The organism is Erythrobacter sp. (genome assembly GCF_036351135.1).
In the GTDB taxonomy this organism is placed as follows: Bacteria; Pseudomonadota; Alphaproteobacteria; order Sphingomonadales; family Sphingomonadaceae; genus Erythrobacter.
The window spans coordinates 1-26,475 of record NZ_JAZBON010000032.1 but is presented as its reverse complement, the minus strand read 5'-3'; the positions used below and the strand labels follow the sequence as shown (position 1 = coordinate 26,475).

Here is a 26,475-nt window from a genome sequence, read left to right as displayed (position 1 = left end):
AATCAGGACGGATAGCTAATCGCTTGATCAAAAAAGGTTTTGGTTAGGCTAACATGCGGTTAAGGCTATGTTACGGACATTCGGGATAAGGGGCCTTCGACGCGATCAAGGAGAGCGTCAGCCAATGAACGATCAGACCGGCCTGCTTCTACGCGATATCAGGTCAGAACCTGCTGCGGCTCCGATTGCTCCCTCGCTCGAGCGTCGGCGCCTGCGCGCGCTCGCGGCGCTGATCATCGCCGATGCCGTGCTGCTGCATCTCGCCTTCGCGACAGCCAGTTTCCTGTACGAAGGCGTTTTCGGCACGGCGCGCAACATGTTCGCGGTGCAGACTTTCCTGCCGTTCTTCTTCACCATCGCGCTCTACAACGGAACCTATGGCGGGCCGGCGCTGCGCAACTGGGTGTTCGCCGCGAAGCGGGTGATCACCGCCCTGGTCATCGCTGCCGCTCTGCTCAATTTTCTCGCCTTCTACACCAAGTCGAACGCCGAATTCTCCCGTGTTGCGGTGACGCTTGGGTTGATCCTTTCGGCGGTCGCATTGGTGAGCCTGCGTCGGATGATTCCGGTCGTGATCGACTATTTCTGGGATGGACGCACGATGAACCGGCTGATCATCGACGATGGTGGTCCCAGCTTTACCGAGCCCGATGCAGTGACGATCCGTGCGGATGACTACCAGCTCGATCCGACCGATCACGATCCCTTCATGTTCGACCGGCTCGGAACGCTGCTCAAGAACCAGGACAAGGTCATCGTCACCACTCCGCGCGAACGGCGCGAGGATTGGGCGTTTCTGCTGAAATCCGCCGGGGTGCATGGCGAGGTGGTGAGCGAACCGACCCACAAACTGGGCGCGCTGGGCGTGCAGCATTACGATGACCAGGGCCGTACGACGCTGATCGTGTCCGAGGGTCCGCTTGGCCTGCGCTCGCGGATGATGAAGCGGCTGTTCGATACGGTGGTGGCGCTGGGCGCGATCATCGTCCTTTCGCCGCTGCTTGCCTATGTCGCTTTGCGCATCAAGCTCGAGGATGGCGGTCCGGTGCTCTTCGTCCAGCGGCGGATGGGCCGCGGGAACAAGTTCTTCAACATGCTCAAGTTCCGCTCGATGAAGGTCGATCGCGGAGATGCCGACGGGATGCGCTCGACCGCGCGCGAGGACGACCGGGTAACGCGGATCGGCGCCTTTATCCGGCGGACCAGCATCGACGAGCTGCCGCAATTGTTCAACATTCTGCGCGGCGAGATGTCGATCGTCGGTCCGCGCCCGCATGCGCTCGGAAGCCGCGCGAACAACAAGTATTTCTGGGAAGTCGACGCGGAATATTGGCGCCGCCACTGTCTCAAGCCCGGGCTGACCGGCCTTGCTCAGGTGCGCGGCCATCGCGGCGCGACCGAGCACGAGAAGGACCTGACCGACCGGCTGCGATCCGACCTCGAATATGTCGCCGGCTGGTCGCTGCGACGCGATATCGAGATCGTGATCGCCACGGTCGCGGTGCTGACGCACGAGAAGGCGTATTGATTTCGAAAGGCGCATCCGCGCCTTCGTCCTCGCTAGACGTCCTCCCCCCGGATCGAGTCCGGGGTGCGGACCCGCTGCGGGCGGCCGGTCGGCCTTGCGGTCTCTAGCGCGACCGTCCTTCGCGCGGCACTAGGTTTCATCATTCTATCGGCGCCGTAGGCGTCGCAAGCGCGACTGTGCGTCCCCTTCGGCTGGCTGGCGAGCCAGCCGCTCAGGATAAACTACGCTGCCCCGCAGCGGAGCGGAGAAAACAGCACCGAGGAGTTCGCCCGGATGGGCGAATGCAAACAAGGCCCCCCTAATCCTGCGGAACGCTGAAAGTGCCCGTCACCCTGCCGCCGGAGCGCGTCGTTCCAGGCGCGTCGGTGCCGCCGCTGGCGCGACCGTCAATGGTGGAAAGGCCGGTATTGAGGTCGATCACCAGCCTGCCGCCGTTCAGCGTGTCGGTGCCGCGGCGCAGCGCGACGTTGCCGGCCATGCTGATGATCCGGCGATTGAAATCATAGACCGCGACGTCGCCCGAAGCGCGCTCGTTGCCGCGAGTCACCACGACGCCGCCATTGGCGGTGATGCGCTGAACCTCGACCGATCCCGCATCGGTATAATTCGCCAGCATCCGGCTTGAGCGCACGGTCAAACCCGCCTGGTTGACGATGACCCCGCCCGTCAGCACTACACGGTTCGCGCGGTCGTCGAAATCGATGCTGCCGGCATCGAAGGAGACGGGCGCGCGGGTATCGTGCGAGGAGATCGCCTGCGCGTGGCCGGTCATCCCGCTCGCCAGAATGGTGCCGAGCGCGACCCCGCCCGCGGCCCAGAGCAACATGATGCGGCGCAGCGGCGTCCGGCTTAGCGAGATCGGCGGTGTCGTCGTCATGGCATCCTCAATTCGCCCGGTATCATGGTCAGCCGGGCATCGCCTTCAAGCCGAAACAGCCGCGCATCGAGATCGCCACGCATCCGGTCCGCCGAAAAAGTCCCCGCCGGAACGGTGCCGCTAACGCCGTCCGATCCCGTCATCGTGCGCGTGTCGAGATCGAAGGACACCCCCCTCGCCGTCAGCGCATAGCCATCGGCGGTGCGCACGCGCAGCACGCCCTCGACATCAATCACCTCGTCCTCGATCGTGTAGATGCCGCCGGGCGCGGAGAGCTGAGCCGGGCCGTCCTCGAGCAGCAATTGCGCCAGCAGATCCTGCATGCGCACCTTGCCCTCCGCGCTCGATCGCTGGACCGCCTCGCCCGCGGTGATCGAGAAGGGCCGGCCATCGTCGTCGCGCCCGCGATACATCGCATTGTCGACCGAAAGCCGCTCGTCGATCACCGCCACCTTGTTGCGATCGAGCAGGAAACTGACCTCGCCGCGCGGGCTAAGCGGCGTGATGATCATCAGCGCTGCGATCACCCCTACGCCCATCGGCAGCGCCCTTGCGAGGAAGGCGACCAGCTTGTCGTGACTGCCCCCGGGCGCGGCGAAGAGCTGGCGCCGGTTGCGCAGCGCCTTTGCCTGGCTGGTCTCGATGCGGCGTTTGATCACCATTTCGGGGGCCTAGCGGTAATACCCTTCATTGTGGCTGAATATGTCGCGCCCGTCCCAGCCGGCGATGTCGAGCTCGGCTCTCGTCGGGAGGAAATCGAAACAGCTTTGCGCGATTTCCATCCGTCCCTCGCGTTCCAGCCGCTTGGTCAGCTCTTCGCGCAAGGCGTGGAGATAGCGCACGTCGCTGGCGGCATATTCACGTTGCGCCTCGCACAATTCCGGCCCGCCCCAGTCCGAGCTTTGCTGCTGCTTCGAGATACTTTCGCCGAGCAGCTCCTCGACTAGGTTCTTGAGCCCGTGACGATCGGTATAGGTGCGCACCAGCTTGCTCGCGATCTTGGTGCAGAAGACGGGCGCGGCGACCACGCCGAGATAATACTGGATCGCGGCGAGATCGAAGCGACCGTAATGGTAGAGCTTTACGCGCGCCGGATCGGCGAGGATGCGGGTGAGGTTGGGCGCCTCGTAATCGCTTCCCGGCGCGAACCGCACCAGATGTTCATCGCCCGAACCATCGCCGATCTGAACGACGCAAAGTCGATCGCGGTGAGTGACGAGGCCCATCGTTTCGGTGTCGACGGCGAGGTCGGCGCTGCCTTCGAGCACGCCGTCCGGCAGGTCTTCTTCATGGAAATACACGCTCATTGCCGCCCCGCTTACGCGACAAGCGGGGCGAGGAAAAGAGGGGGATAGAGGAGGGGCCGGCAGGTCACGCACACGCGTTCGGCCTGTAGGTTGAGACGATGGCGAGCGAAACGATCCCGCAAGGCTGGCGCGAGGCGCTGGAACCCGTGCTGGCGAGCGCGGAAGCGCGCCGGCTGGGCGGCTGGCTGCGCGCCGAAGAGGCGGCGGGCAAGGCGATCTATCCGCCGCGCGGGTGCCGGCTCGCCGCGCTCGAGGCCTGCGATCCAGAAGATGTGCGCGTCGTCATTCTCGGACAGGATCCCTATCACGGGCCGGGGCAGGCGCATGGCCTCGCCTTTTCGGTGCCGGAAGGGGTGAAGCCGCCGCCTTCGCTCGGCAATATCTTCAAGGAGCTTGAAGACGATCTCGCGATTCCCCGGCCCCGGACCGGCAATCTTGCGAAGTGGGCGGAGCAGGGCGTGCTGCTGCTCAACAACACGCTAACGGTCGAGGCGGGCAAGGCGGGCAGCCATGCGGGGCGGGGCTGGGACGCGGTGACCGACGCCGCGGTCGAGGCGGTGGCGGCGAGCGGCGCGCCGACGGTGTTCGTTTTGTGGGGCAGCCATGCGCAGAAGAAGGCGGGGCGGGTCCGGGGACTGGGCGCAGGCGCGCATCACCTCGTGCTTACCAGCCCCCACCCCTCGCCGCTCTCCGCCCATCGCGGGTTCTTCGGCTCGCGTCCGTTCAGCCGGGCGAACGCCTTTCTCGAAAGCCACGGGCGCGGGACCATCAACTGGCGTCTGGATTGAGCGGTCAGTCCGCGCCGTCCTCGACGAGCTCGACATCCACGCCCGAGGACAAGGTTTGCGGCGAGGCCCCGATAAAAGTGCCGGTGATCGGCGCGACGTCGGCATAGTCGCGGCCCATGCCGATGGCGATATGGTCTGCGCCTGCGAACCGATCGTTGGTCGGATCGTAATGCACCCAGCCTAGCGCCGCGCCGCACCATACCGCGACCCAGGCGTGCATCGCATCCGCGCCCACCAGTTTGGCGCGGCCCGGCGGCGGGCGGGTCAACAGATAGCCGCTGACATAGGCCGACGGAATGCCCGCCGAACGCAGGGCGATAATCATGATATGCGCGAAATCCTGACACACGCCGGCGCGCGCCGCAAAGGCCTCGGCGGGCGGGGTGCGCGTGGTGGTCGCGCGCGTGTCGTAGGCGAATTCGCGGTAGAGTGCGCCGCCGAGCGCGCCGGTCGCGGCGACAATGCAACTTTCCTCGGTCAGCGAGCGCGCGCCCCAGGCGCCGATCTCCTTTTCGAGCGCAGCGATCCGAGAGCCGAACAGGAACGGCGCCGGCGAACTTTCCGAAAGGTCGCGCTGCGCCAGCGCTTCGCTGCGGACCACGGCAATGGGCGGGCCCGATGCCGGGGGCGGCGGGGCTACGTTGCGGATCGTGAATTCGCTGGCGATGGCGAGCTTTTCCAGTTCGCCGGTGAACTGGATCCGGGTCGTGTTGACGAGATAGGGTCCCTCGAGCGCGCGCCGCGTCTGCGGTTCGGGATCGAGGGCGAGCGTGTGTTCCAGCAGCGTCTGATGCGCGAAGGGCCGCGGGGTCAGGAGCAGGTTGAACTGCGCCTTTGCCACCGGCGTGCCATAGGCGAGCGTGCTGCGATGGCGGACGCGGAACTTCATGCCAGCAGCCGCGTGGTCGGCTGCTCGGGCGCGGCCGGTTCGAGAAAGAAGCGCGCGCCGACCTCGCGCCCAAGATCGCCGAGCCCCTCGCGCCATTCGCCGATCGTCAGTGTGCCGAGCTCATGCGCCGCGCTGCTCTGGGTCTGCGCTTTCAGCTGGCGCAAAGCGGCGAGCGGGGGATCGGGCATGCCGTCGCTGCGTACGGTGGGCAGGGCGCTAAGATGGCGTTCGATTCGCTCCAGCTGGTGCATGAGACCGCCCGGGATCGCCGGATCCAGCAGCACCAGGTCGTAGACCCGCGCGATATAGGGCATGGCGAGATAGCGCGCGCGGTAGACCCCTTGCGCGTCGACGATGTCGAGTAGGGCGGCGAGATCGTTGGCGCTCGCCCGGCCCGGGATCAGGCATTGCGCCGCCTGCAGAACGATCGAGGCGCGCTCGATCCTGAGGCCCAAATCGTAGAAGCGCCAGGCCGGCGCACGGGCCATACGGTGGTCCATCAGTCCCGCGACCGCCGCGCCGCGTTCGGCGAGCCGGTCGCAGATCGCGGCAAGTCCCTTGCCCTCCGGTTCGCCGGCCAGCCCCGGCACGGCGCGGTGCAGAGTGCGCCAGGCGTCGCGTTGCAGCCGGTCGCGCAGCAACAGGGCGATGCGCTGCTCGCGTTTCACCAGCGCGGCGGCGCTGCCCGGCAGCTCCTTTTCGGCAAGGGCGCTGCGCGCAATTGCGCGGCACGCGGCGTGGGTGTCGTCGTTCGCCGCGGCGCCAAGCCGGACGAGCAGCCGCGCGACGCGGTCGGTGGTGGAGGGCACCTCGCCATCGGCAGGAGGCGCCGTGCGCGCCTCCGCCTCGCCCAGCCGCGCCGACCAATCGAGCAGCACGCGAACGATCCGCGCGGTCTGCTGCGCGCGCTCGCCATAGCGGCCCAGCCAGTAGAGATTGTCCGCCGCCTGCGAGGGCAGCAGGCCGGGATCGCGCCGCACGGTCTGGCTCGCGGTTTTGAGCGGAACGCTCGGCGCAGGCCGCCGCTCGGTATCGACGATGCAGACGTCGCTCGCGCTTTCGCCTAGACCGATCGATGTCGTTGGCATGCCGGGCGTATGCGTGGTCCGCCCGAAGCCGCCGTCGAGCACCACCCATTCCCCCGCGCCATCGCGCGCGAGAAAGGCGCGCAGGGTAAAGCCGCGCGCCTCGAGCCGTCCCTGGCTGACCGTCGGCGTGGTCGACAGGTGAACGATCTCCTGCCCGACATAGTCCATCGGCCGCCGTTCCATCGCTGCGGCCAGCGTGTCGCGCTCATCCTCGCTCAGGCTCTCACCGCTCATCATCGCAGTGCCGGTGAGCCCGGCCGCGCGCTGCCCGAAGGCGGAGCCGACCATCAGCCGGTCGAGATCGGCGAGCACATGCACGCGCTCGGCCTCGCCCCCGCACCACCAGGTCGCGGTGTTGGGCAGGGCTAGGTCGGTGTCCAGAACGCGGTGGGCAAGGCGTGGCAGGAAGGCGGCCATGGCGCGGCTTTCGACAACGCCCACGCCCGGCCAATTGCTCATCGCCAGCCCCTGCGTGGCGGCGCCGACGATATCGGGCACGCCGATGCGCGAGCGCGAATCGAAATGCATCGGATCGAGATCGCGGGTGGTGATCCAGCGCCAGACGCCGTCGATCCGTTTCAGCCCTTCGATTGTGCGGGCATAGAGCGCCCCGTCCGAAACGGTCAGATCGCGGCCCTCGACTAGCGCGAAACCTAGCTGGCGCGCAAGATGGGCCTGTTCGGCGTAGAACTGGTTGAAGCGGCCCGGCGTCAACAGCGCCATGCTGGGATCGCCCCCGCCCGGATTGCTGTTCACGCAATGGCCGGCCATGCCGCGTCGCAGCATGTCGAAGAAGCCGCTATGCGCCCGCGCGCCGATTTCGGCGAGGAGGCCGCCGGTGGTCCGCGCCAGGGCAAGCCGGTTTTCGTGGCAATAGCCGATGCCGATCGCCGCGCTGACGCGGTCGGCTAGCACCCGCCATTCGCCATTCGGCCCGCGCGCGAGATCGACCGCGCAGACGTGGAGGAAATATCCGCCCGGCGGCGTGATGCCGACCATCCGGCGCGCGAAATTGTGACTGCCGGAAACGATCGCCGGCGGGATCGCCCCCTCGGCCACCAATTTTTGCGGGCCGTAGAGATCGGCGATGACCGCCTCCAGCAGGTTTGCGCGCTGGACGAGGCCGGCGGCGACCGCGTCCCATTCGCGCGCACCCACCAAGATCGGCATCGGGCCGAGCGGCCAGGGACGCTCCTCCTTGTCCCCCGCAATGCGAAAACCGAGCCCGAGATCCGCGACGTGGCGATCGAGCTGCGCCTGAAGCCCCGCGAAATCTCCGCCATGTTGCCGCGCCAGCCCCGCGGCGAGCGCGCGCCATTGCCGCGCAGTTTCATCGGGCGCGCCGAGGAACAGGTCGCCGCGATGATCGGGTGCGGTGTAATGGGCGAGCGGCTGCTCCCTCGGATCGGGTCCGAGTAGGTCCGGCTCGTAAACGCCGGCAGGATCGCTGCCCGCGCTCCCGGTCATTGCTGGGCGGGCGTGCCAGCGGGGCTGGGCCGCCGCAGGTCGAGCGTCATCGGAAATTCGCCGCGGTTCTCCTCGCGCGGAATATCGACCTTTCCGGGCGAATGGCCGTGATCCTCGAACCGCGCCTTGCGCCGCGCTTCGGCTTCGAAATTGTTGATCGGATGATCGTCGTAATTGCGGCCGCCCGGATGCGCGACATGGTAGACGCAGCCGCCAAGCGAGCGGTTGTTCCACGTATCGAACACATCGAAGGTAAGCGGCGCATCGGCATCGAGCAGTGGGTGGAGGCAGGCCGAGGGCGCCCACGCCTTGTAGCGCACGCCGCCCACCGCGGTCCCTTGCTCGCCGATAGGATGCATCGGCACGCGCCGCCCGTTGCAACCGATGACGTGGCGTCCGGGAGTCAGCCCGCTGGCCTTCACCTGCAAGCGCTCGGTCGAGCTGTCGACATAACGCACCGTGCCGCCCACCGCGCCGGTTTCGCCAAGCACGTTCCACGGTTCGAGCGCGTGGCTGATTTCAAGCTCGACCCCGCCGGCATGCACCGTTCCGTGGACCGGGAAGCGAAATTGGCGCTGCGCTTCGAACCACTCGGGATCGAAATCGTAACCTGCTCGGCCAAGGTCCGCGAGCACATCGAGAAAATCGGTCCAGCAATGGTGCGGGAGCAGGAACTTGTCGTGGAGCGCCGTGCCCCAGCGCACGAGGCCCCCTTCCTGCGACTCGCGCCAGAACCATGCGAGCAGCGCGCGCAGAAGGGCCTGTGCGGCAACGCTCATCTTCGCATCGGGTGGCATTTCAAATCCGCGGAACTCGACCAAGCCCAAGCGCCCGGTCGGCCCATCGGGCGAATAGAGCTTGTCGATGCAGATCTCGGTGCGGTGGGTGTTGCCGGTAACGTCGACCAGCATGTTGCGAAACAGCAAATCGACGATCCAAGGAAACTTCGGCGGCTCGCCCGGCGGCGGCACCTGCGCGAGCGCGATCTCCAGCTCGTAAAGGCTGTCATGCCGCGCCTCGTCGATCCGCGGCGCCTGGCTGGTGGGACCGATGAACAGGCCGGAGAAAAGGTAGCTGAGCGAGGGATGGCGCTGCCAATAGAGGACGAAGCTCTTGAGGAGGTCCGGGCGGCGAATGAAGGCGCTTTCCGGAAAGCTTGCCCCGCCCATGACGAGGTGGTTGCCCCCGCCCGTGCCTACGCTTCGCCCGTCTACCATGAACTTGTCGGCGGTAAGCCCGACCTGCCGCGCTTCGTCATAGAGGCGGGTGGTGACATCGACCAGCTCGTCGAAACTGGCGGTGGGGTGGATGTTGACCTCGACCACGCCGGGATCGGGCGTGACTTTGAGCACATTGATGCGCGGATCGGGCGGCGGGGTATAGCCCTCGATCCGCACCGGCATCTGCATCTCTTCGGCGATGGCCTCGATCTCCGCGACGAGCTCCAGGAAGTCGTCGATCTCCTCGACCGGCGGCAGGAAGACCGAGAGATAGGTGCCTTTGGGCTCGACCGTCAGCGCGGTGCGCACCGCGCCTTCGATGATCTCCTGCTCGACGATGTCCTGCCGGTTGTTCTCCGGCTGCTCGACACGGCGATGCGCCTGCTCCGGTGTCTGTCCGCGTGAGGGCGTTTTCTCGATGCGGTCCTGTTCGGCCCGCTCGGTGCGCATCGAGCGATGGTCGGCAAGCGGTGCCTGCGGGTCGGTCTCGACGCGCGGATGAATGTAGGGATAGCCGCTTTCGGGCACATGCGGGAGCGATCCAAGCGGCAGACGATAGCCCAGCGCCGCATCGCCCGGCACCGCGAAGAGCGCGCCGCGTCGCAGCCGCCATTGCTCGCTCTTCCAGCGCCCCGGCTCCCTTTCCCGTTTGGACTGCGCGCGCTGGATCGGGAGGACGTAGCCGATGGGTTTGGACAGGCCGCGGCGGAACGTCTCGACCATGCGCTGACGCTCTTCGGGATCGTCGATCTTGGGGTCGAGCGGGGAAACGTTGACCGGCAACTCGCCCTCGGCCTCGATCCACTTTTCCGGGTCTTCGTAGACCGGGTGGACGAAATCGTTGTCGACGCCGAGATTGCTGGCGGCGGTGGTGAGGAAACGCTCGGCGTCATCGGGCTGGACCGTCGCCTCTTCGTCCTCTTCGGGGTTACGGGCGATGAGGTCTGGATTGTTCCAGAGAGGCGTCCCGTCCTTGCGCCAATAGAGCGAATAACCCCAGCGCGGCAGGCTTTCGCCCGGATACCACTTGCCCTGACCGTGATGGAGCAGCGCGCCGGGCGCGAAGGCGTCTTTCAATCGCCGGATGAGCTTGTCCGCATAGCCGGCCTTGGTCGGGCCGACCGCTTCGCCATTCCATTCGGGTTCGTCGCCGGGGTTCTCCTTCACGAAGGTCGGCTCGCCGCCCATCGTCAGGCGCACGTCCTGCGCTTCGAGATCCTCGTCGACCTTGCGTCCCAGATCGAGCAGCGCGTGCCAGCGATCGTCGGTGAAGGGCTTGGTGATGCGCACCGCTTCCTTCACGCGTTCGACATTCATGCGGAAGTCGAAATCAACCTCGGCGGGTTCGGCCATCCCCTCGATCGGAGAGGCGGAGCGATAGTGCGGCGTCGCGGCGAGCGGGATGTGCCCTTCGCCCGCGAACATGCCCGAGGTCGCATCCATCGCGACCCAGCCCGCGCCGGGCAAGAAGGCTTCGGCCCACGCGTGCAGATCGACGACGTCCTCGCCCACGCCCTTCGGCCCTTCGACCGGTTCGACATCGGCGACCAACTGGATCGAATAGCCCGACACGAAACGCGCCGCGAAGCCCAGCCGGCGCAGCAATTGCACGAGCAACCACGCGCTGTCGCGGCACGATCCGCGTCCCGCCTCCAGCGTTGCCTCGGGGCTTTGCGTCCCCTGCTCCATGCGAATGACGTAATCGACGCGCCGCTCGATATCGCGGTTGATCTCCACCAGCGTGTCGATCGTGCGCCCCTCGCGGCCCTGATGCGCGGCGACCAGCTCCTCGAACAGCGGCCCCTGCGCCTCGACATCGAGATAGGCGACTAGGTCGGCCTTCACCTTGTCGTCGTAGTCGAAGGGGTAGTTCTCGGCATATTCTGCAACGAAGAAGTCGAACGGATTGATCACCGCCATGTCGGCGATGAGATCGACCTCGATCCTGAATTCGTGCACCTTTTCGGGAAAAACCACCCGTGCAAGCCAGTTGCCGTGCGGGTCCTGCTGCCAATTGATGAAGTGGTTCTCGGGCGCGATCTTGAGCGAATAGTTGGGCACATCGGTGCGCGTATGGGGCGCGGGGCGCAGGCGGATGACCTGCGGGCCGAGCTCGATCGGCTTGGAATAACGATAATGAGTGAGATGGTTGAGCGCTGCCCTGATCATGGGGGCTTTAGAGGGCGCGTATTGGCCTATTGCAACGATAATCTTGGCCAGGGAGCGCTGCCGATCGGTCAGAATGCCGCTGTCAGCCTTCCGCCGAGCACCACGCCGCGGTCCCGGACGCGGATAGCGCTGTCGACGACCTGGAGGTTCGCGGTGAGCCCCAATCCTTCGTCGAACTGCCAGGTGTAGAACGCCTCGATCCCGTCCTCGTCCTCGATATCGAGACGAAAGGCGATGTCGTCGACCAGCTCGTTGGTCAGCGAATAGTGGAAATAGGCGAGTCCGAAGCGGTCCTGCGGGCGAAAGCGGGGATTGCCGGCAACGCCCAGATATCCCGAATAGTCGAGAAAGGTGGGATCGCCCGCCGATGCCTGGAACCGCGCCAGAATGCCCCAGCCCTTGCCCGGCGCCTCGGGATAGGTCGCGAGATATTGATAGGCCGAGAGCTGGACCGCGAACTCGCCACTTTCATCCCCAAAATCGCCGTCCGGCGGCGGGGTTAGGACGGAAGGGATGATGCTGGTGAGGTCGGTCCGCGAAGAGCCTGCGAAAGCAAGATTGACGACGCCGGGCTGCCCGCCAAGGTTGATGCGGCGTGCGGCGGCGACGAGGACGGCGATCCCGCTTTCGAAGGCGGTCTCGAAGCCCGTGCGTCCGAACTGGCTGTCGGGATCGAACACCCATGCGCGGTAGAGCATCTTTTCGGTCGGCACGGTCAGCATCGCACCGGTGATGGTGTTGGGCGCGATGCCGGTGGGCGGCAGCACGATGCCGAGATTCTGAAACCCGAAATGGCCGTTGCTTTCGAGGATCGGGATAGTGAGCGAGGTATCGAAGAGGTTCATCTTGCCAACCTCCAACGTCGCCCCGCTGTCCCACGTATATTGCAGGCTGGCGCTGAGATCGAAGTCGCCGTTCCCCTCCGAGCGGAACAGCGCGGAATTGGTCGGGATCAAACCGACTGCGCCGTTCGAGCTTTCGCCCCAGACATATTCCGGGCGCAGGTTGATCTTGAAATTCGAGGTCGCGTTGTAGCTGAAAAACCCGTCGACCCGCCCGCCATAGCGCAGCGTGCTGTCGGCATCGCCCGCGACCGGTATGTCGGTGAATTGCGAGACGACGATGTCGAGATCGAAGGGATCTTTCGCAGGAGTATCATCCGAAGTCAGCGTCGGCTGAACCTCATCGAGCGTGGTGGCGGGCTGCGCTATCGCAGCGAGGTCGCTCGCACGGTCCGCCGGGAGGTCGAGAGCATCCGCGGCGAGCACATTTCGCCGATCGTCCTGCGCGAGTCCCGGACAGGCGAAAGCCAGCGCCGCCGTTCCCGCACTCAGCCGCAGCGCAGACGCGCCGCCCCATCTACCCCTCACGATAATTCGACCCTCTCCCTTGCGCGCGCTGCACCGACACGCACGGTCCTTTTGCGCCAGATGAAACAGGCGGGAAGGAAGAGGTCAAGTCATAAGGCGGTGCTCGCCGCTGGGGACGGGTTCGAGCGATACCGACCCGCCACAGGGTAAGGCGCTCAGCGCGGCAGCTGGCTCTCGCCCATCAGCGCCTCGTCGACGCTGCGCGCGCATTGCCGGCCCTCGCGGATCGCCCAGACGACCAGGCTCTGTCCGCGCCGCATGTCGCCGCAGGCAAAGACATTGTCGATGCTGGTGCGGTAATTCTCCGTGTCCGCCGCGACATTGCCGCGCTCGCTCAGCTCCACGCCCGACTGTTCGATCATGCCGGCCTTTTGCGGCCCGACGAAGCCCATCGCCAGCAGGATAAGATCGGCAGGGATGGTGAATTCGCTGCCGACGATCTCGCGCATTTCGCCGTTCACCCATTCGACCCGCGCGCATTCGAGCCCGGTGACGGTCTCGCCATCGCCGACCACGCACTTGGTGAGGACCGCCCAGTCGCGATCCACCCCTTCCTCGTGGCTCGAGGAGGTGCGCAGCTTGACCGGCCAGTCGGGCCAGGTGAGCGCCTTGTCCTCTTTCTCGGGCGGCTGCGGCATGATTTCGAGCTGGGTGACGGATGCCGCGCCCTGGCGGTTGGAGGTACCGACGCAGTCGCTGCCCGTATCGCCGCCGCCGATCACGACGACATGCTTGCCGGTCGCCTTCAAGGTGCCGCGCGGCGCGGCGCGCGCTTCCTCGTCGCCCGCATTGCGCTTGTTCTGCTGGGTCAGGAATTCCATCGCCAGGCGCACGCCCGGCTTCTCCGCGCCCGGTATCGCGAGCGCGCGCGCATCCTCGGAACCGCCAGCGAGGACCACAGCGTCGTAATTTTCCTCAAGGCTCTTGAAGGAGATGTCGACGCCGACTTCCTTCGAGGTTTTGAAGGTCACCCCTTCCGCCTCCATCTGCACGCAGCGGCGGTTGATGAGGTGCTTTTCCATCTTGAAGTCGGGAATGCCGTAGCGAAGCAGCCCGCCCACCCGGTCGCTCTTCTCGAAGACGGTGACCGAATGGCCCGCGCGTGCAAGTTGCTGCGCTGCAGCGAGGCCGGCGGGCCCCGAGCCGACCACGGCGACCGACTTGCCGGTTTTCCTCTCGGGCACTTGCGGCGTGACCCAGCCTTCCTTCCACCCGCGGTCGATGATCGCGCATTCGATGCTCTTGATGGTCACCGGCTGATCGATGATATTGAGCGTGCACGATGCCTCGCATGGGGCGGGGCAGATGCGGCCGGTGAATTCGGGGAAGTTGTTAGTCGAGTGCAGCAGGTCGAGCGCGTTTTTCCAGTCCTCCTCGTAGACGAGGTGGTTCCAGTCCGGGATAAGATTGTTCACCGGGCAGCCATTGTGACAATAGGGAATGCCGCAATCCATGCAGCGCGAGGCCTGAGCGGCGAGCAGTTCGTCGGAGGGCTGAACCACGAATTCGCGGTAATTGGTCAGCCGCTCTTCGGGCGCGATATAATCGCGCTCGCGCCGGTCGAGTTCGAGAAATCCGGTGTCCTTGCCCACGTCTTTCAAACCTCAATAAATAGGGTCATCCCCGCGCAAGCGGGGACCCAGTTGTAACGCCGGTGGCTCCGCTCTGGGTTCCCGCTTTCGCGGGAATGACGAGGGACTACTCATCACTCCGCCGCCACGCTGGCCGCTTCTTCGCGCTCGGCCTCCAACGCCTCCAGCGCGCGCCGATAGTCGCGCGGCATCACCTTGACGAAGCGGCCGAGCGCCTGAGCCCAGTCCTCAAGCAACTCCCCGGCGAGACTGCTCCCGGTATGGAGCTGGTGGCGTTCGACGAGGATGCGCAGCCGCTCGGCGTCGTGGCGCAGCATGTCGCCCATGCCGAAATCGTGGACGCTGCTGCCGCGTTGCTGGGGGCGGCCCGTGCCCGGATTCTCATCGCGCCCGGGCCTGATCGGTTCGAGATCGACCTGTGCGTGGTTCACCAACCCGGCGAAGGTCCCTTGCGGATCGTAAACATAGGCGATGCCGCCGCTCATCCCGGCGGCGAAATTGCGCCCGGTCTTGCCGAGCACCGCGACCACGCCGCCCGTCATATATTCGCAGGCATGATCGCCCGCGCCTTCGACGACGGCGATCGCGCCCGAATTGCGCACCGCGAAACGCTCGCCCGCAACGCCCGCGAAATAGGCCTCGCCCGCGATCGCGCCGTAGAGAACGGTGTTGCCGACTATGATATTCTCGTCCGACGCGCGCGGCGCGGTCTCGGGCGGGCGGACGATGATGCGGCCGCCCGACAGCCCCTTGCCCACATAATCGTTAGCGTCGCCGACCAGGTCCAGCGTCACGCCATGCGCAAGCCAGGCGCCCATGCTCTGTCCGGCCACCCCGGTCAGCTGGACGCGGATCGTGTCGGGCGGCAGGCCCTCATGCCCATGCGCCTTGGCGATTTCGCCCGACAGCATGGTGCCGAGCGTGCGGTTCACGTTGCGCACTTCGTAAGTGAGTTCCACCGGCTGCTTCGCCTCGATCGCATCCGTCGCATCGGCGATCAGCGCATTGTCGAGCGCGGCGCCGAGGCCGTGATCCTGCTCCAGCGTGTTGCGCAGCGGCGCGTCCTCGGGCGTAGCGGGGCGATGGAGCAGGCGCGAGAGATCGATACCGCGCGCCTTCCAGTGGCGGTGCATGCGGGTCATGTCGAGCCGATCGACCCGGCCGATCATGTCCTCCAGCTTCGCAAAGCCCAGCTGCGCCATGATCTCGCGCAGCTCCTCTGCGACGAAGAACATGTAATTGACGACGTGCTCGGGCGTGCCGGTGAAGCGGGCGCGCAGCACCGGATCCTGCGTGGCGACGCCGACGGGGCAGGTGTTGAGGTGGCACTTCCTCATCATGATGCAGCCCGCCGCGATCAGCGGGGCGGTGGCGAAGCCGAACTCGTCCGCGCCCAATAGCGCGCCGATCGCAACGTCGCGCCCGGTGCGAAGCCCGCCATCGACCTGGACCGAGATGCGGCTTCTGAGATCGTTCAAGAGCAACGTCTGCTGGGTTTCGGCAAGGCCGATCTCCCACGGGGAGCCGGCATGGGTGAGGCTTGTCAGCGGCGAGGCGCCCGTGCCCCCGTCATAGCCCGAGATCGTCACATGGTCCGCCCGCGCCTTGGACACGCCCGCGGCAACCGTGCCGACCCCGACCTCCGCCACCAGTTTGACCGAGATGCGCGCTTCGGTGTTCACGTTTTTCAAATCGTGGATCAGCTGCGCCAGATCCTCGATCGAATAGATGTCGTGATGCGGCGGCGGAGAGATGAGACCCACGCCCGGCGTCGAATGCCGCACCGCGCCGATACGCTTGTCGACCTTGTGGCCGGGCAGCTGACCGCCTTCGCCCGGCTTTGCGCCCTGCGCCATCTTGATCTGGATATCGTCGGCATTGGCGAGATATTCCGCGGTCACGCCGAACCGCCCGCTCGCGACCTGCTTGATCCGGCTGCGCATCGAATCGCCATTGTCGAGCGGTGCAAAGCGAAACGGCTCCTCGCCGCCTTCACCGGTATTCGAGCGACCGCCGATGCGGTTCATCGCGATGGCGAGGGTCGAATGCGCCTCGTGGCTGATCGAGCCGAAGCTCATCGCCCCGGTCGCGAAGCGCTTGACGATCTCGGTCGCCGGTTCGACCTCGTCCAGCGGGATCGCCTCGTCCGCCAGCTTGAATTCCATCAGCCCGCGAATGGTCAGCAGCCGCTCGGACTGTTCGTTTACCGATTTCGCAAAGGCGCGGTATTGCTCGGGCAGATTGCCGCGCACCGCGTGCTGCAATTGCGCGACATTCTCCGGCGTCCAGGCGTGCTCCTCGCCGCGCAGGCGATATTGGTAGATGCCGCCGACATCGAGCATTCCGGCATAGAGCGGGTTGTCGCCATAGGCCTGCGCATGGCGGCGCACGCTTTCCTCGGCGACCTCGGCCAATCCGACGCCCTCGATCGTGGTCGCGGTGCCGGTGAAATAGGTGTCGACGAAGTCCGAGGCGAGCCCGACTGCGTCGAAGATCTGCGCGCCGCAATAGGACTGGTAGGTCGAGATGCCCATCTTGGACATGACCTTGCGGACGCCCTTGCCCACGCCCTTCACGTAATTGCGCTGCACGTCCTCGGCGGGAATGTCGGCATGTTTGCGCGCGCGGATATCCTCCAGCGTCTCGAAGGCGACATAGGGGTTGATCGCCTCCGCACCGTAGCCCGCGAGGACGCAGAAATGATGCACCTCGCGCGCCTCGCCGGTTTCGATGACGAGCCCGGTCTGCATCCTCAGGCCCTGACGCACCAGCTGGTGATGCACCGCCGCGGTCGCCAGCAATGCGGGCATGGGGATGCGGTCCGGGCCTTGGCCGCGATCCGACAGGACGAGGATATTGGCATCGCCCAGCACCGCCTCGGTCGCCGCCCAGCACATCTCCTTCAAGGCGAGCTCGATTCCTTCGGCGCCGGACGAGGCGTCCCAGGTGATGTCGATCGTCGCGCAGCGGAACGCCCCGTCGAGCACCGCCTCGACCGAGCGGATCTTGGCGAGGTCCTCATTGGTGAGGATAGGCTGCTGAACCTCGAGCCGTTTATGCGTGCCGGCATCGTGGCCGAGCAAGTTGGGGCGCGGGCCGATCATCGAGAGGAGGCTCATCACCAATTCCTCGCGGATCGGATCGATCGGCGGATTGGTGACCTGCGCGAAATTCTGCTTGAAATAGTCGTAGAGCAGCCGCGCGCGGTTCGACAGAACGGCGATCGGCGTGTCGGTCCCCATCGAGCCGATCGGGTCCTCGCCACGCACCGCCATCGGTTCGAGAAAGCGCGAAAGATCCTCCTGCGTGTAGCCGAAGGCCTGCTGCCGCTCCAGCAGCGAGGTTTCTAACACCGGAACTTCGGACAGTTCGGGCTCGATATGGTCGATATCCTCGAGCTTGAACTGCGCCTGTTCGAGCCATTTCGCGTAAGGCTTGGCCGCCGCGAGATCGGCCTTTAATTCCTCGTCCTCGATGATCCGGCCCTGTTCGAGGTCGATCAGCAGCATTTTGCCGGGCTGAAGCCGCCATTTCGTGACGATGTCCTCCTCGGCGAAGGGCAGGACGCCCGATTCCGAGGCGAGGCAGATGATGTCGTCCTTCGTCACGCAATAGCGCGCCGGGCGAAGGCCGTTGCGGTCCAGCGTCGCGCCGATCTGGCGTCCGTCGGTGAAGCACACCGCGGCCGGGCCGTCCCAGGGTTCCATCAGCGCGGCGTGATATTCGTAGAAGGCGCGGCGCTCGGGGCTCATCTGCTCGTTCTTGGCCCAGGCCTCGGGGATCAGCATCATCATCGCATGGGCGAGGCTGTATCCGCCGGCGAGCAGCAGTTCGAGCGCATTGTCGAGGCAGGCGGTGTCCGATTGCCCATGCGGGATGATCGGCCACATCTTGTCGAGATCCGGGCCGAGCAGTTCGGATTCCATCGTCCGCCGCCGCGCATTCATCCAGTTCACATTGCCGCGCACCGTGTTGATCTCGCCATTATGCGCGATGAAGCGGAAGGGGTGGGCGAGGCGCCAGCTTGGAAAGGTGTTGGTGCTGAAACGCTGGTGAACGAGGCCGAAGGCGCTGACGCAGTCGGGATCGCGCAGATCGTCGTAAAAGCTCTTCACCTGCGTCGCGAGCAACAGGCCCTTGTAGACGATCGTACGGCTCGAGACGCTGGGCATATAGGTTTCGGTCAGGCCCGGCAGATCGTGCTTTTCTGCGAGCGCGCTCAACGGGTTCAGCGTCTGCTTGCGGATTGCCAGCAGCTTGCGCTCGAACGCCTGCTGGTCGGCGCAATCCTTTCCGCGCGCGATGATTGCCTGCTGGATAACCGGCATCGAGGCGATTACGGCATCGCCCAGACCATCGAGCGTCGTCGGCACGTCGCGCCAGCCGATCAGGTGCTGCCCTTCCTTGGCAAGCAGCTTCTCGAAGCGGTCGGCGACGAAGGCGCGCGCTTCCTCGCCGCGCGGCATGAAGCTCATCGCGACCGCATAATGGCCGGGGGCGGGAAGCTCGTGACCATGTTCGTCCGCCCAGCGCAGGATCAGGGCATGCGGGATCTGCATGAGCAGCCCCGCGCCATCGCCCAGCAGCGGATCCGCACCCACCGCGCCGCGATGATCGAGCTTCTCCAGGATTTCGAGCGATTGCTGGACGATCTGGTGGCTGCGCTCGCCCTTGATATGCGCGACCATGCCCACGCCGCAGGCATCGTGTTCGTTCGAAGGGTCGTAGAGACCCTGGGAGGAGGGCATTCCCATGGCGCGCGTTCCGTTCTGTCAGATGCCGATGCGGGTCCGGCCGAGATACGGCGCCGGGCAGCGGCAGGATGGAGACGAGCGTTCAGCGGTGGTTTCGCTGTGCATCGTCGCCTTCGACGCACTCTATTGCCGATGGAATGGTCTTTTTGCAACCGCGAAGGGTTTGAGAATGTTTCGCAGGGGCGTAGCCTGCCTATGCTATCATTGCGCGGAATGCACTCGCTGTGCCGTTTCCGACGGCTCAGGCGACGCCGCGAAGGCTTTGCAATTTGATCAGCGCCTCGCGCAGTTCGCGTTCGGCGGGACTGTCCGGCTCGGCGGTAGGCTCGGCGCCTACGTCCCCTTGCGCCTCGAAGCGACCGGCGGTGAACAGGTCGAGCGCGCGCAGGGACCGGGCGAGCGCTTCGTCGCTGCCATCCTGCGCGGTCGCCGGATCGGCGTGCGCGCGCGTCTGATATTCGTGCAGTGCGCCGGCGAAACGTTCGACCATTTCGACCAGGCTAAGATCGGCGGTCGGCCGCGCGCGCAGAAGGTCGAGCGCGCTGGGTGCAGGCTCCGCAGCGCTTTGCGAGATAGGCACTGCGGCAATCGGGATGGCGGGCGCGTTGGCGAGGCTTGGTTCATCTTGCGCGACCGGTTCCTCGAGCCAGACGCCGTTGCGGCCGGGAAGATCGCCGAAAGCGGCCAGATCGAGTTCGCGCGGCACGCCGAGCTCGGCTTGGGGGAGGGCGACGTCGACCGCCGGCTGAGAGGTGTCCTCTCGTCTTTCCTCGCACGATTCGATCAGCGCATCGCGGAAATGGCGACGTGTGAAGCTTGGGCCTTGTGCTGCCTTGCGCTCGCCGCCCTCATCCGCAAGTACCGGCTCGTCCTCGTAGTCACGCTCCGCCAGTTCGCCCAGCGTCGGGGCGCGCGTGCTCTTAGTCTGCCCATCGGCAATTTCGGTGTCCCGTGGTTCTTTCCCCAAAAGCGGCGCATCGAGGCTGTCGCTGCCAAGCTCGCGCGCCGGGTCGATCACGTCCGAGGGCAGGGGCTCCGAGCCGGCGTCGGTTTTGTCTGTGGCCACCCGCCCGCGGATCGCGCGTGCCGCGGCAAGACCGAGCAGACCGCCGAACACCGCGAGAGCGCCGGCCAGCAGCAGGCGCATTGTCGATGCGGGAAGGGCGAGGCCGGTAGCCGCCGCCACGCGCGCCGAGATATCGCCGGGCAGTGCAAGGAAGCAAAGCGCCAGCAACGCCGCACCCCAGACGCTCAGCAGCGGCACGAAGGCGTGGCTTGCAGCGATCGCGGCAAGCGCCGAGCGCGTTTGCGCCGCACGCACGCTGCGCGACAAATCCGCATGTTCGGCCTGCAGCATTTCTCGCATGACGCTTCCCCGCACCCCTGTTCTTGCTAGCCCGGTTTCTCGCCGTTCAGGCGCACGCGGGGCGGCGTGCGGCGGGTTCGTCGCCTGCCGCCGTGCCTGCATCGTTGCGGGCTAGCAGATGGTGGTAAACGTCCAGATAACGCTGCGCATTGTGCTGCCAGTCGTGGCGCGCGCGCACATGGGCGAGCGCGCGGCTGCGCACCGCGTCCCATTCCTCGCGCGCGTCCAGCACTTCAGCGAGCCGCGCGGCGCAGGCGGCGGGATCGTCGGGGGCGAACAGGAAGCCAGTCTCGCAATCGCGGATAAGCTCGCGGTGGCCGCCGACATGCGAGGCGGCGACGAGCCGCTGCTGCCCCATGGCTTCCAGGGGTTTGAGCGGAGTGACCAGATCGGTCAGGCGCGAGGCCTTGCGCGGATAGGCGAGCATGTCGATCAGCGAATAATAGCGCTCGACCTCGCCATGCGGGACGCGGCCGGCGAAGATCACCTGTTCGGGGGCGGACAGCTGCGCCGCCTGTTCGCGCAGGGCGGCTTCGACCGGCCCGCCGCCCACCAGCAGCAGGCGCGCGCCCGGATGGGTCTTGCGCAAAGCGGGCATGGCGGCGATCAGATCGTCCAACCCCTCGTAATCGTAGAAGCTGCCGACATAGCCGATCACCGGTGCGTCCGCTTCGATGCCGAGCACCCCCGCCAAGGCGTCGTCGCGCGGGGGCGGGTCGCCGAACATGCAAAGATCGACGCCGTTGGGCATGACCCCGATCCGCCCGCCGGGAATGCCGCGGGCGATCAGTTCGTCGCGCAGGCCGTTGCAGATTGTGAATACGGCATCGGCGCGCGCGGCGACCTGCGTTTCGAGACTGCGCGTCAGGCGGTACTTGGCCGATCCCTGGACGCCAGTGCCGTTGCCGACCGCGGCGTCTTCCCAGAAAGCGCGGATTTCGTAGATGAAGGGCACGCCCAGCCGCTGCGCGGCGCGCAACGCGGCGCCGCCGCACAATGCGGGCGAATGCGCATGGATCACGTCGGGGCGCCAGTCGCGCGACAGCGCAAGGATCGCGCCGGTCAGCGCCGCCATCTCGCGAAATTCGCCGACCAGCATCGGTCCGCCCGCTCTGCCCGGCGTCCGGTGAAAGGCAAGGCCGTCACGGCGCTCGCACGCATCTTCCCATTCGGCTTCCTCGTTATGCCGCTGCGAGGTGATGGCGCGCACCTCCAGCCCTGCCGCTTCCTGCGCCTTCATCAGCGCGCGGGTGCGAAAGGAGTAGCCGCTGTGAAGCGGCAGCGAATGGTCGAGGACATGCAGGATGCGGGTCATGGCGGTTGGGCCATAACCGGCCCGTGCTTAACGGCGCGTCAACTGCGCCTGCGATAAGGCCGCAGGGGTCATGATCGACTATTTCGCTCTTGCGCTCGGCCACGGGCTGCTGGCGCTCGCGCTGCTGCGGCTGGCGATGTGGCGACAGCTCGACGACGACCCGGCGCTGCGCCAGGCAAGCGATGCGCGCAAGGCGGAAGCGGACGCGCAGAGCGCCGCGGCAAGGGCCGAGCGACGGCGGCGGAGCGACAAGGGCGATCACGAGGGCGAACAGGCGTGATCGACCTCCTGCTCATCGGCTACATCGGCTTCGTCCTGGTGCTCGGCCTCAGGCGCCCGTTTCTGTGGGTGCTGCTCTATATCTATATCGACATCCTCGCGCCCCAGCGGATCGGCTATTCGATCATCACCGACCTGCCCGTCTCGCTGATCGCCTTTGCCGCAGCCTTCGGCGGCTGGCTCGCCTTCGATCCGAAGCGCGGCGCGCGTTTCACGTGGCGGCAGGGGCTGATCCTTGCGCTGCTCGCCTATTGCTGGTGGACCACCGGCTGGGCCGATTTCCCCGAACCCGCGGCGACCAAGTGGGACTGGGTGTGGAAGGCGATGCTGTTCGCGATCTTCCTGCCGCTCACCCTGACGACGCGCCTGCGGATCGAGGCGGCTTTGCTCACCATGCTGCTGTCGATGGCGGTGATCGTGATCGGCGGGGGGATCAAGGTCGTTTTCGGCGGGGGCGGCTATGAAAACCGGATGCTGATCGTCAACGACAATTTCGGTATCTACGAGACCAGTGTGCTCGCCTGCATGTCGATCGCAATCATCCCGGCTATTCTTTGGTTCATCCGCCACGGTACGATCTTTCCGCCCGACTGGCGGGTCAAATGGTTCGGCTACGGCTTCATCCTCGCCTGCGCGCTGATCCCGGTGGGAACCGAGGCGCGCACCGGCCTCGTCTGTTTCGCGGCGCTGCTGGCGCTGATGTTCACCCGGGTGAAGCACAAGGCGCTGTTTGCGGGGCTCGGCGCAATCGGCCTTCTCGCCGCCATTCCCTTTCTGCCCGCCAGTTTTACAGAAAGGATGGGAACGATCACCGAGTTCCAGCAGGATCAAAGCGCCTCGACCCGCGTCGCCGTCTGGGCCTGGACGCTCGACTATGTCGAGGAGAACCCGTGGGGCGGGGGCTTCGACGCCTATCGTGGCAATCGCTTCGAATATCGCATGCGCGTCGAAGAGAGCGTCGAGGGCACGACTTCGGTCACCTACCAGGACGTCACCGACGAAGCGCGCGCCTACCATTCGGCGATCTTCGAAGTATTGGGCGAGCAGGGTTGGCCCGGGTTGATCCTGTGGACCCTGATTCAGGCGAGCGGGCTGTGGCAGATGGCGCGCATCCGGCGGCGGTGGCGAGGGCGCGAAGGCGCGGACGAACAATGGCAGGCGCCGCTCGCTTCGGCGCTGGGACAGGCGCAGATCATCTACCTTGTCGGCGCGATGTTCACCGGCATTGCCTATACCCCGCCGATGCTGCTGCTGCTGGCGATCCAGATCGGATTCGCGAGCTATTGCCGCCAGCTCGACCGCGCGCGTCAGCCGGCGCCGTGGCTGATTCGCCCCGGCCAACTGCGTCCCGCCTCGCAGACGAGCGCGGCGTGAGCGGCGCGCCGCCGCCCGATATCGGCGCGAAGCGCATCCAGCTGGGCCAGCTGACCGGCATGCGCGGGCTCGCCGCGTGGTTCGTCGTGCTCTACCACGCCCGCGCCAGCCTCACCGCGATCCTGCCTGGCGAGATCATCGCCGTGCTCGCAAAGGGCTATCTCGCGGTCGATCTGTTTTTCATGCTGTCGGGCTTCGTCATGTGGCTGAGCTATTGCGAGCGGTTTCGCGAAGGCGGCTGGAGCGAGACCGGCACCTTCCTGTGGAAGCGCCTCGCGCGGATCTGGCCACTTCATGCGTTGATCCTCGCAGGCTTCGTCGTCTTCGGCATCGCGCTTCACCTGACCGGGCGCGAGGCGCAGCATTACCCCTTCGCCGAGCTGCCGCTGCATATCGCGCTGGTGCACAATTGGGGGCTGACAGACGGACTCGCCTGGAACGACCCGTCCTGGTCGATCAGCGCGGAGATGGGCGCCTACCTGCTGTTCCCGCTGCTGGTCCTCGGGGTGCGGTGGGAGAGGATCGGGATCGCCGGGCTGCTGGCGGTGGGTGGTCTGATCGTGCTTGCACTCCATGCATGGTTCGCGCACCAAGGGCACCGCCTGCTCGACGATGCGATCGCGCGCACCGGGCTAGTGCGATGCCTCGCGCAGTTCACGCTCGGCATGGTGCTGTCGCAGATCTGGCTGCGGGTTCGCGGGAACCCGTCCGCGCGGCTCGCGGCATTTGTGGCGCTTGCCGGTTTCGCAGGCCTTGCGATCCTGCTGCCCCTCCCCGAAACGCTTGTCGCCCCCGCGATCATCGCTGCTTTGTTGCTAGCTCTTGCGCTCGACACCGGCGCCTTGGCCCGGTGCCTCGCCTCGCGCCCGCTATCGGCGCTGGGCGACTGGAGCTACGCCACCTATCTTTCGCATTTCGGGCTTTTCATCCTCTTCAAGATCGCCTTTGTCGAAGCGGACCTGCAGGTCGGCTGGGCGGGCCTCGCCGCCTATGTGCTGAGCGTGCTGGCGGCATCGGCAATCCTCTTTACCCGCGTCGAGAAACCGGCGCAAAACTGGCTCAACGGGCGGCGCCCGGCCCGGCTGCGCTCCGCCCGACGCTAGGGCATCGCAGCCTCATTGACCGGGGCTTGCCTCGCACCGTTTTAACGCCCACACCGCGCCTCGAAGATTCGGGCCGGCAAGGCCCGTCACGAGGCAAGGGAGACCGGACATATGACACCGCAGGATCTGGCCGCGAAGGTCGGCGAAAATCTGGGCAGCAGCGAATGGGTCGAGATGAGCCAGGAGCGCATCAACCAGTTCGCCGATGCGACCGGCGATCACCAGTTCATCCATATCGACGAGGAAGCGGCCAAAATGACGCCTTTCGGCGGCACGATCGCGCACGGTTTTCTGACGCTCTCGATGATCCCCTATCTCGGCGCAAATTCCGATATGCCGAAGATCGAGGGCGTTAAGATGGGCGTGAACTATGGCGGCAACAAAACCCGCTTCATCGCGCCGGTGCGCGCCGGCAAGCGCATTCGCGGCCACTGGAAGCTGCTCGAAATGATCGAGAAGCGTCCCGGCCAATGGCAGCAGACCGCCGAAATCACGATGGAAATCGAAGGCGAGGAAAAGCCCGCGCTGATCTGCGAGTGGATCACGCAGTATTTCGTCTAACCTAGCGTTGAGTCCCAGCGAAGGCTGGGAACTCCGACAACCCCGCGCCAAGTTCGAAGAGATCCCAGCCTTCGCTGGGACTCGCGCAAATTAAAGGACCCCCGCCCATGACCCGCGAAGCCGTCATCGTCTCCACCGCCCGCACGCCGATCGGGCGTGCCTACAAGGGCGGGTTCAATGCAACGCCTGGCGCAACGCTTGGCTCCTATTCCTTCAAGCCCGCAGTCGAGCGCGCGAAGATCGACGCCGGCGAGATCGACGACGTAGTGTGGGGCTGCGTGCTCACGCAGGGAACGCAGGCGGGCAATATCGGTCGCCAGGTCGCGCTTCGCGGCGGCGCTCCGGTGACGGTCGCGGCGCAGACGATCGACCGCCAGTGCTCGAGCGGCCTGATGGCCATCGCCACAGCGGCCAAGCAGATCGTGGTCGACAATATGGACATCGTCGTGGGCGGCGGTCAGGATTCGATCTCGATGGTGCAGACGCCGGAAATGCGCGTCGCGCCCGATCCCTCGCTGATCGCGATGCACAAGGACGTCTACATGCCGATGCTCGGCACCGCAGAGACGGTCGCCGCGCGCTATAATATCAGCCGTGAGCGCCAAGACGAATACGCGCTCCAGTCGCAGCAGCGCACCGCCGCCGCACAGGAAGCGGGCAAATTCGACGACGAGATCGTGCCTGTCACCACCACGATGATGGTCAAGGACAAGGAGACGGGCGAAGTCTCCCAACAAGAAACCACCATCACCAAGGACGAAGGCAACCGCCCCTCGACGACGCTGGAGGGGCTTCAGAGCCTCAACCCGGTGATGGGTCCGGACAAGGTCATCACCGCCGGTAACGCCTCGCAGCTTTCGGATGGTTCCTCTGCCAGCGTGCTGATGGAAGCGAAGGTCGCCGAGCAGAAGGGCCTAGAGCCGCTCGGCCGTTATGTCGGCATGGCGGTCGCGGGAACCGAGCCCGACGAAATGGGCATCGGCCCGGTCTTCGCGATCCCGAAGCTGCTTAAGCAGACGGGCGTGAAGATGGACGATATCGGCCTTTGGGAGCTGAACGAAGCCTTCGCTGTGCAGGTGCTCTACTGCCGCGACAAGCTCGGCATTGATAACGACATCCTTAATGTCAATGGCGGCTCGATCTCGATCGGCCACCCCTACGGCATGACCGGTGCACGCTGCACCGGCCACGCGCTTATCGAAGGCAAGCGCCGCGGCGCGAAATATGTCGTCGTCACGATGTGCGTCGGCGGCGGCATGGGCGCAGCGGGACTGTTTGAGGTCTACTGATCAATCGACCGGCGGCCTTTCGAGGTCGACAAACACAATCGCCACCCGGCCCCGTTCGCTAAGTCATTGGCGAACGGGGCCGTTTTTTGTTGAGGTTACGATGATCCGAATTCTTGCGACCGCTTTGGCCGCGTTTGTC

The 26,475-nt window shown here is 65.8% G+C and carries 18 protein-coding genes; 7 read left to right on the top strand and 11 right to left on the bottom strand.

Features of this window, described 5'->3' with window-relative positions; all coding sequences use genetic code 11:
- Positions 1-124 precede the first annotated feature (124 nt).
- Positions 125-1,528 (top strand): sugar transferase, encoded by a 1,404-nt coding sequence (locus tag V2I30_RS12550; protein ID WP_330662516.1) that lies wholly within the window; start codon positions 125-127, stop codon positions 1,526-1,528.
- Between the two features lie 298 nt (positions 1,529-1,826).
- Here the strand turns inward: V2I30_RS12550 and V2I30_RS12545 are convergent, their stop codons facing one another.
- The 3 genes from V2I30_RS12545 to V2I30_RS12535 are packed head-to-tail and all read right to left on the bottom strand — an operon-like array spanning position 1,827 to position 3,712.
- Positions 1,827-2,405, bottom strand: coding sequence for an LptA/OstA family protein (locus tag V2I30_RS12545; protein ID WP_330662515.1), 579 nt, complete (start codon positions 2,403-2,405; stop codon positions 1,827-1,829).
- Positions 2,402-3,067 carry an LPS export ABC transporter periplasmic protein LptC gene (lptC, locus tag V2I30_RS12540; RefSeq protein ID WP_330662514.1) on the bottom strand — a complete coding sequence of 222 codons (666 nt, stop codon included), beginning with the start codon at positions 3,065-3,067 and terminating at the stop codon, positions 2,402-2,404. The genes V2I30_RS12545 and lptC overlap by 4 nt, the downstream gene beginning before the upstream one ends.
- Before the next feature lie 9 nt (positions 3,068-3,076).
- Complete coding sequence (locus V2I30_RS12535; protein WP_330662513.1) at positions 3,077-3,712, bottom strand: ribonuclease D; 636 nt, start codon at positions 3,710-3,712, stop codon at positions 3,077-3,079.
- 98 nt (positions 3,713-3,810) lie between these two features.
- Between V2I30_RS12535 and V2I30_RS12530 the strand changes: the two genes are divergently transcribed.
- A complete protein-coding gene (locus tag V2I30_RS12530; protein WP_330662512.1) occupies positions 3,811-4,500 on the top strand; it encodes a uracil-DNA glycosylase in 690 nt (229 codons plus the stop codon).
- Between the two features lie 4 nt (positions 4,501-4,504).
- On the opposite strand, the gene V2I30_RS12525 is transcribed toward V2I30_RS12530, so the two are convergent.
- The 8 genes from V2I30_RS12525 to V2I30_RS12490 form a co-directional block, all read right to left on the bottom strand.
- Complete coding sequence (locus V2I30_RS12525; RefSeq protein ID WP_330662511.1) at positions 4,505-5,389, bottom strand: transglutaminase family protein; 885 nt, start codon at positions 5,387-5,389, stop codon at positions 4,505-4,507.
- Positions 5,386-7,944: a circularly permuted type 2 ATP-grasp protein gene (locus V2I30_RS12520; RefSeq protein ID WP_330662510.1), complete on the bottom strand. Its 2,559-nt coding sequence runs from the start codon at positions 7,942-7,944 to the stop codon at positions 5,386-5,388. The genes V2I30_RS12525 and V2I30_RS12520 overlap by 4 nt, the downstream gene beginning before the upstream one ends.
- Positions 7,941-11,333: a transglutaminase family protein gene (locus V2I30_RS12515; RefSeq protein ID WP_330662509.1), complete on the bottom strand. Its 3,393-nt coding sequence runs from the start codon at positions 11,331-11,333 to the stop codon at positions 7,941-7,943. The genes V2I30_RS12520 and V2I30_RS12515 overlap by 4 nt, the downstream gene beginning before the upstream one ends.
- A 68-nt stretch (positions 11,334-11,401) precedes the next feature.
- Positions 11,402-12,703, bottom strand: coding sequence for a carbohydrate porin (locus V2I30_RS12510; RefSeq protein ID WP_330662508.1), 1,302 nt, complete (start codon positions 12,701-12,703; stop codon positions 11,402-11,404).
- Positions 12,704-12,858: 155 nt separating this feature from the next.
- The gene (locus tag V2I30_RS12505) at positions 12,859-14,295 is read right to left on the bottom strand and encodes a glutamate synthase subunit beta (RefSeq protein ID WP_330662507.1); all 1,437 of its coding nucleotides are present in this window, start codon (positions 14,293-14,295) and stop codon (positions 12,859-12,861) included.
- Positions 14,296-14,408: 113 nt separating this feature from the next.
- Positions 14,409-19,049, bottom strand: coding sequence for a glutamate synthase large subunit (gene gltB / locus V2I30_RS12500; protein ID WP_330662506.1), 4,641 nt, complete (start codon positions 19,047-19,049; stop codon positions 14,409-14,411).
- Between the two features lie 241 nt (positions 19,050-19,290).
- On the bottom strand, positions 19,291-20,415 hold the full coding sequence (locus V2I30_RS12495) for a hypothetical protein (protein WP_330662505.1): 1,125 nt from the start codon (positions 20,413-20,415) through the stop codon (positions 19,291-19,293).
- A 46-nt stretch (positions 20,416-20,461) separates the two neighbouring features.
- Positions 20,462-21,730 (bottom strand): TIGR04063 family PEP-CTERM/XrtA system glycosyltransferase, encoded by a 1,269-nt coding sequence (locus V2I30_RS12490; protein ID WP_330662504.1) that lies wholly within the window; start codon positions 21,728-21,730, stop codon positions 20,462-20,464.
- Positions 21,731-21,800: 70 nt separating this feature from the next.
- Between V2I30_RS12490 and V2I30_RS12485 the strand changes: the two genes are divergently transcribed.
- The 5 genes from V2I30_RS12485 to V2I30_RS12465 all read left to right on the top strand — a co-directional run bounded on the left by V2I30_RS12485 (position 21,801) and on the right by V2I30_RS12465 (position 26,336).
- Positions 21,801-22,010 carry a hypothetical protein gene (locus V2I30_RS12485; protein ID WP_330662503.1) on the top strand — a complete coding sequence of 70 codons (210 nt, stop codon included), beginning with the start codon at positions 21,801-21,803 and terminating at the stop codon, positions 22,008-22,010.
- Complete coding sequence (locus tag V2I30_RS12480) at positions 22,007-23,383, top strand: DUF5935 domain-containing protein (protein WP_330662502.1); 1,377 nt, start codon at positions 22,007-22,009, stop codon at positions 23,381-23,383. The genes V2I30_RS12485 and V2I30_RS12480 overlap by 4 nt, the downstream gene beginning before the upstream one ends.
- Positions 23,380-24,486, top strand: coding sequence for an acyltransferase family protein (locus tag V2I30_RS12475; protein ID WP_330662501.1), 1,107 nt, complete (start codon positions 23,380-23,382; stop codon positions 24,484-24,486). The genes V2I30_RS12480 and V2I30_RS12475 overlap by 4 nt, the downstream gene beginning before the upstream one ends.
- Before the next feature lie 111 nt (positions 24,487-24,597).
- Positions 24,598-25,047 (top strand): MaoC family dehydratase, encoded by a 450-nt coding sequence (locus tag V2I30_RS12470; RefSeq protein WP_330662500.1) that lies wholly within the window; start codon positions 24,598-24,600, stop codon positions 25,045-25,047.
- A 107-nt stretch (positions 25,048-25,154) separates the two neighbouring features.
- Positions 25,155-26,336, top strand: coding sequence for an acetyl-CoA C-acyltransferase (locus tag V2I30_RS12465; protein WP_330662499.1), 1,182 nt, complete (start codon positions 25,155-25,157; stop codon positions 26,334-26,336).
- The last annotated feature ends 139 nt before the right edge of the window (positions 26,337-26,475 follow it).

Coding starts and splice junctions, on each gene's coding strand:
- V2I30_RS12550 (WP_330662516.1), top strand. CDS start 125: ATGAACGATCAGACCGGCCTGCTTCTACGCGATATCAGGTCAGAACCT.
- V2I30_RS12545 (WP_330662515.1), bottom strand. CDS start 2,405: ATGACGACGACACCGCCGATCTCGCTAAGCCGGACGCCGCTGCGCCGC.
- lptC (WP_330662514.1), bottom strand. CDS start 3,067: ATGGTGATCAAACGCCGCATCGAGACCAGCCAGGCAAAGGCGCTGCGC.
- V2I30_RS12535 (WP_330662513.1), bottom strand. CDS start 3,712: ATGAGCGTGTATTTCCATGAAGAAGACCTGCCGGACGGCGTGCTCGAA.
- V2I30_RS12530 (WP_330662512.1), top strand. CDS start 3,811: ATGGCGAGCGAAACGATCCCGCAAGGCTGGCGCGAGGCGCTGGAACCC.
- V2I30_RS12525 (WP_330662511.1), bottom strand. CDS start 5,389: ATGAAGTTCCGCGTCCGCCATCGCAGCACGCTCGCCTATGGCACGCCG.
- V2I30_RS12520 (WP_330662510.1), bottom strand. CDS start 7,944: ATGACCGGGAGCGCGGGCAGCGATCCTGCCGGCGTTTACGAGCCGGAC.
- V2I30_RS12515 (WP_330662509.1), bottom strand. CDS start 11,333: ATGATCAGGGCAGCGCTCAACCATCTCACTCATTATCGTTATTCCAAG.
- gltB (WP_330662506.1), bottom strand. CDS start 19,049: ATGGGAATGCCCTCCTCCCAGGGTCTCTACGACCCTTCGAACGAACAC.
- V2I30_RS12495 (WP_330662505.1), bottom strand. CDS start 20,415: ATGCGAGAAATGCTGCAGGCCGAACATGCGGATTTGTCGCGCAGCGTG.
- V2I30_RS12490 (WP_330662504.1), bottom strand. CDS start 21,730: ATGACCCGCATCCTGCATGTCCTCGACCATTCGCTGCCGCTTCACAGC.
- V2I30_RS12485 (WP_330662503.1), top strand. CDS start 21,801: ATGATCGACTATTTCGCTCTTGCGCTCGGCCACGGGCTGCTGGCGCTC.
- V2I30_RS12470 (WP_330662500.1), top strand. CDS start 24,598: ATGACACCGCAGGATCTGGCCGCGAAGGTCGGCGAAAATCTGGGCAGC.
- V2I30_RS12465 (WP_330662499.1), top strand. CDS start 25,155: ATGACCCGCGAAGCCGTCATCGTCTCCACCGCCCGCACGCCGATCGGG.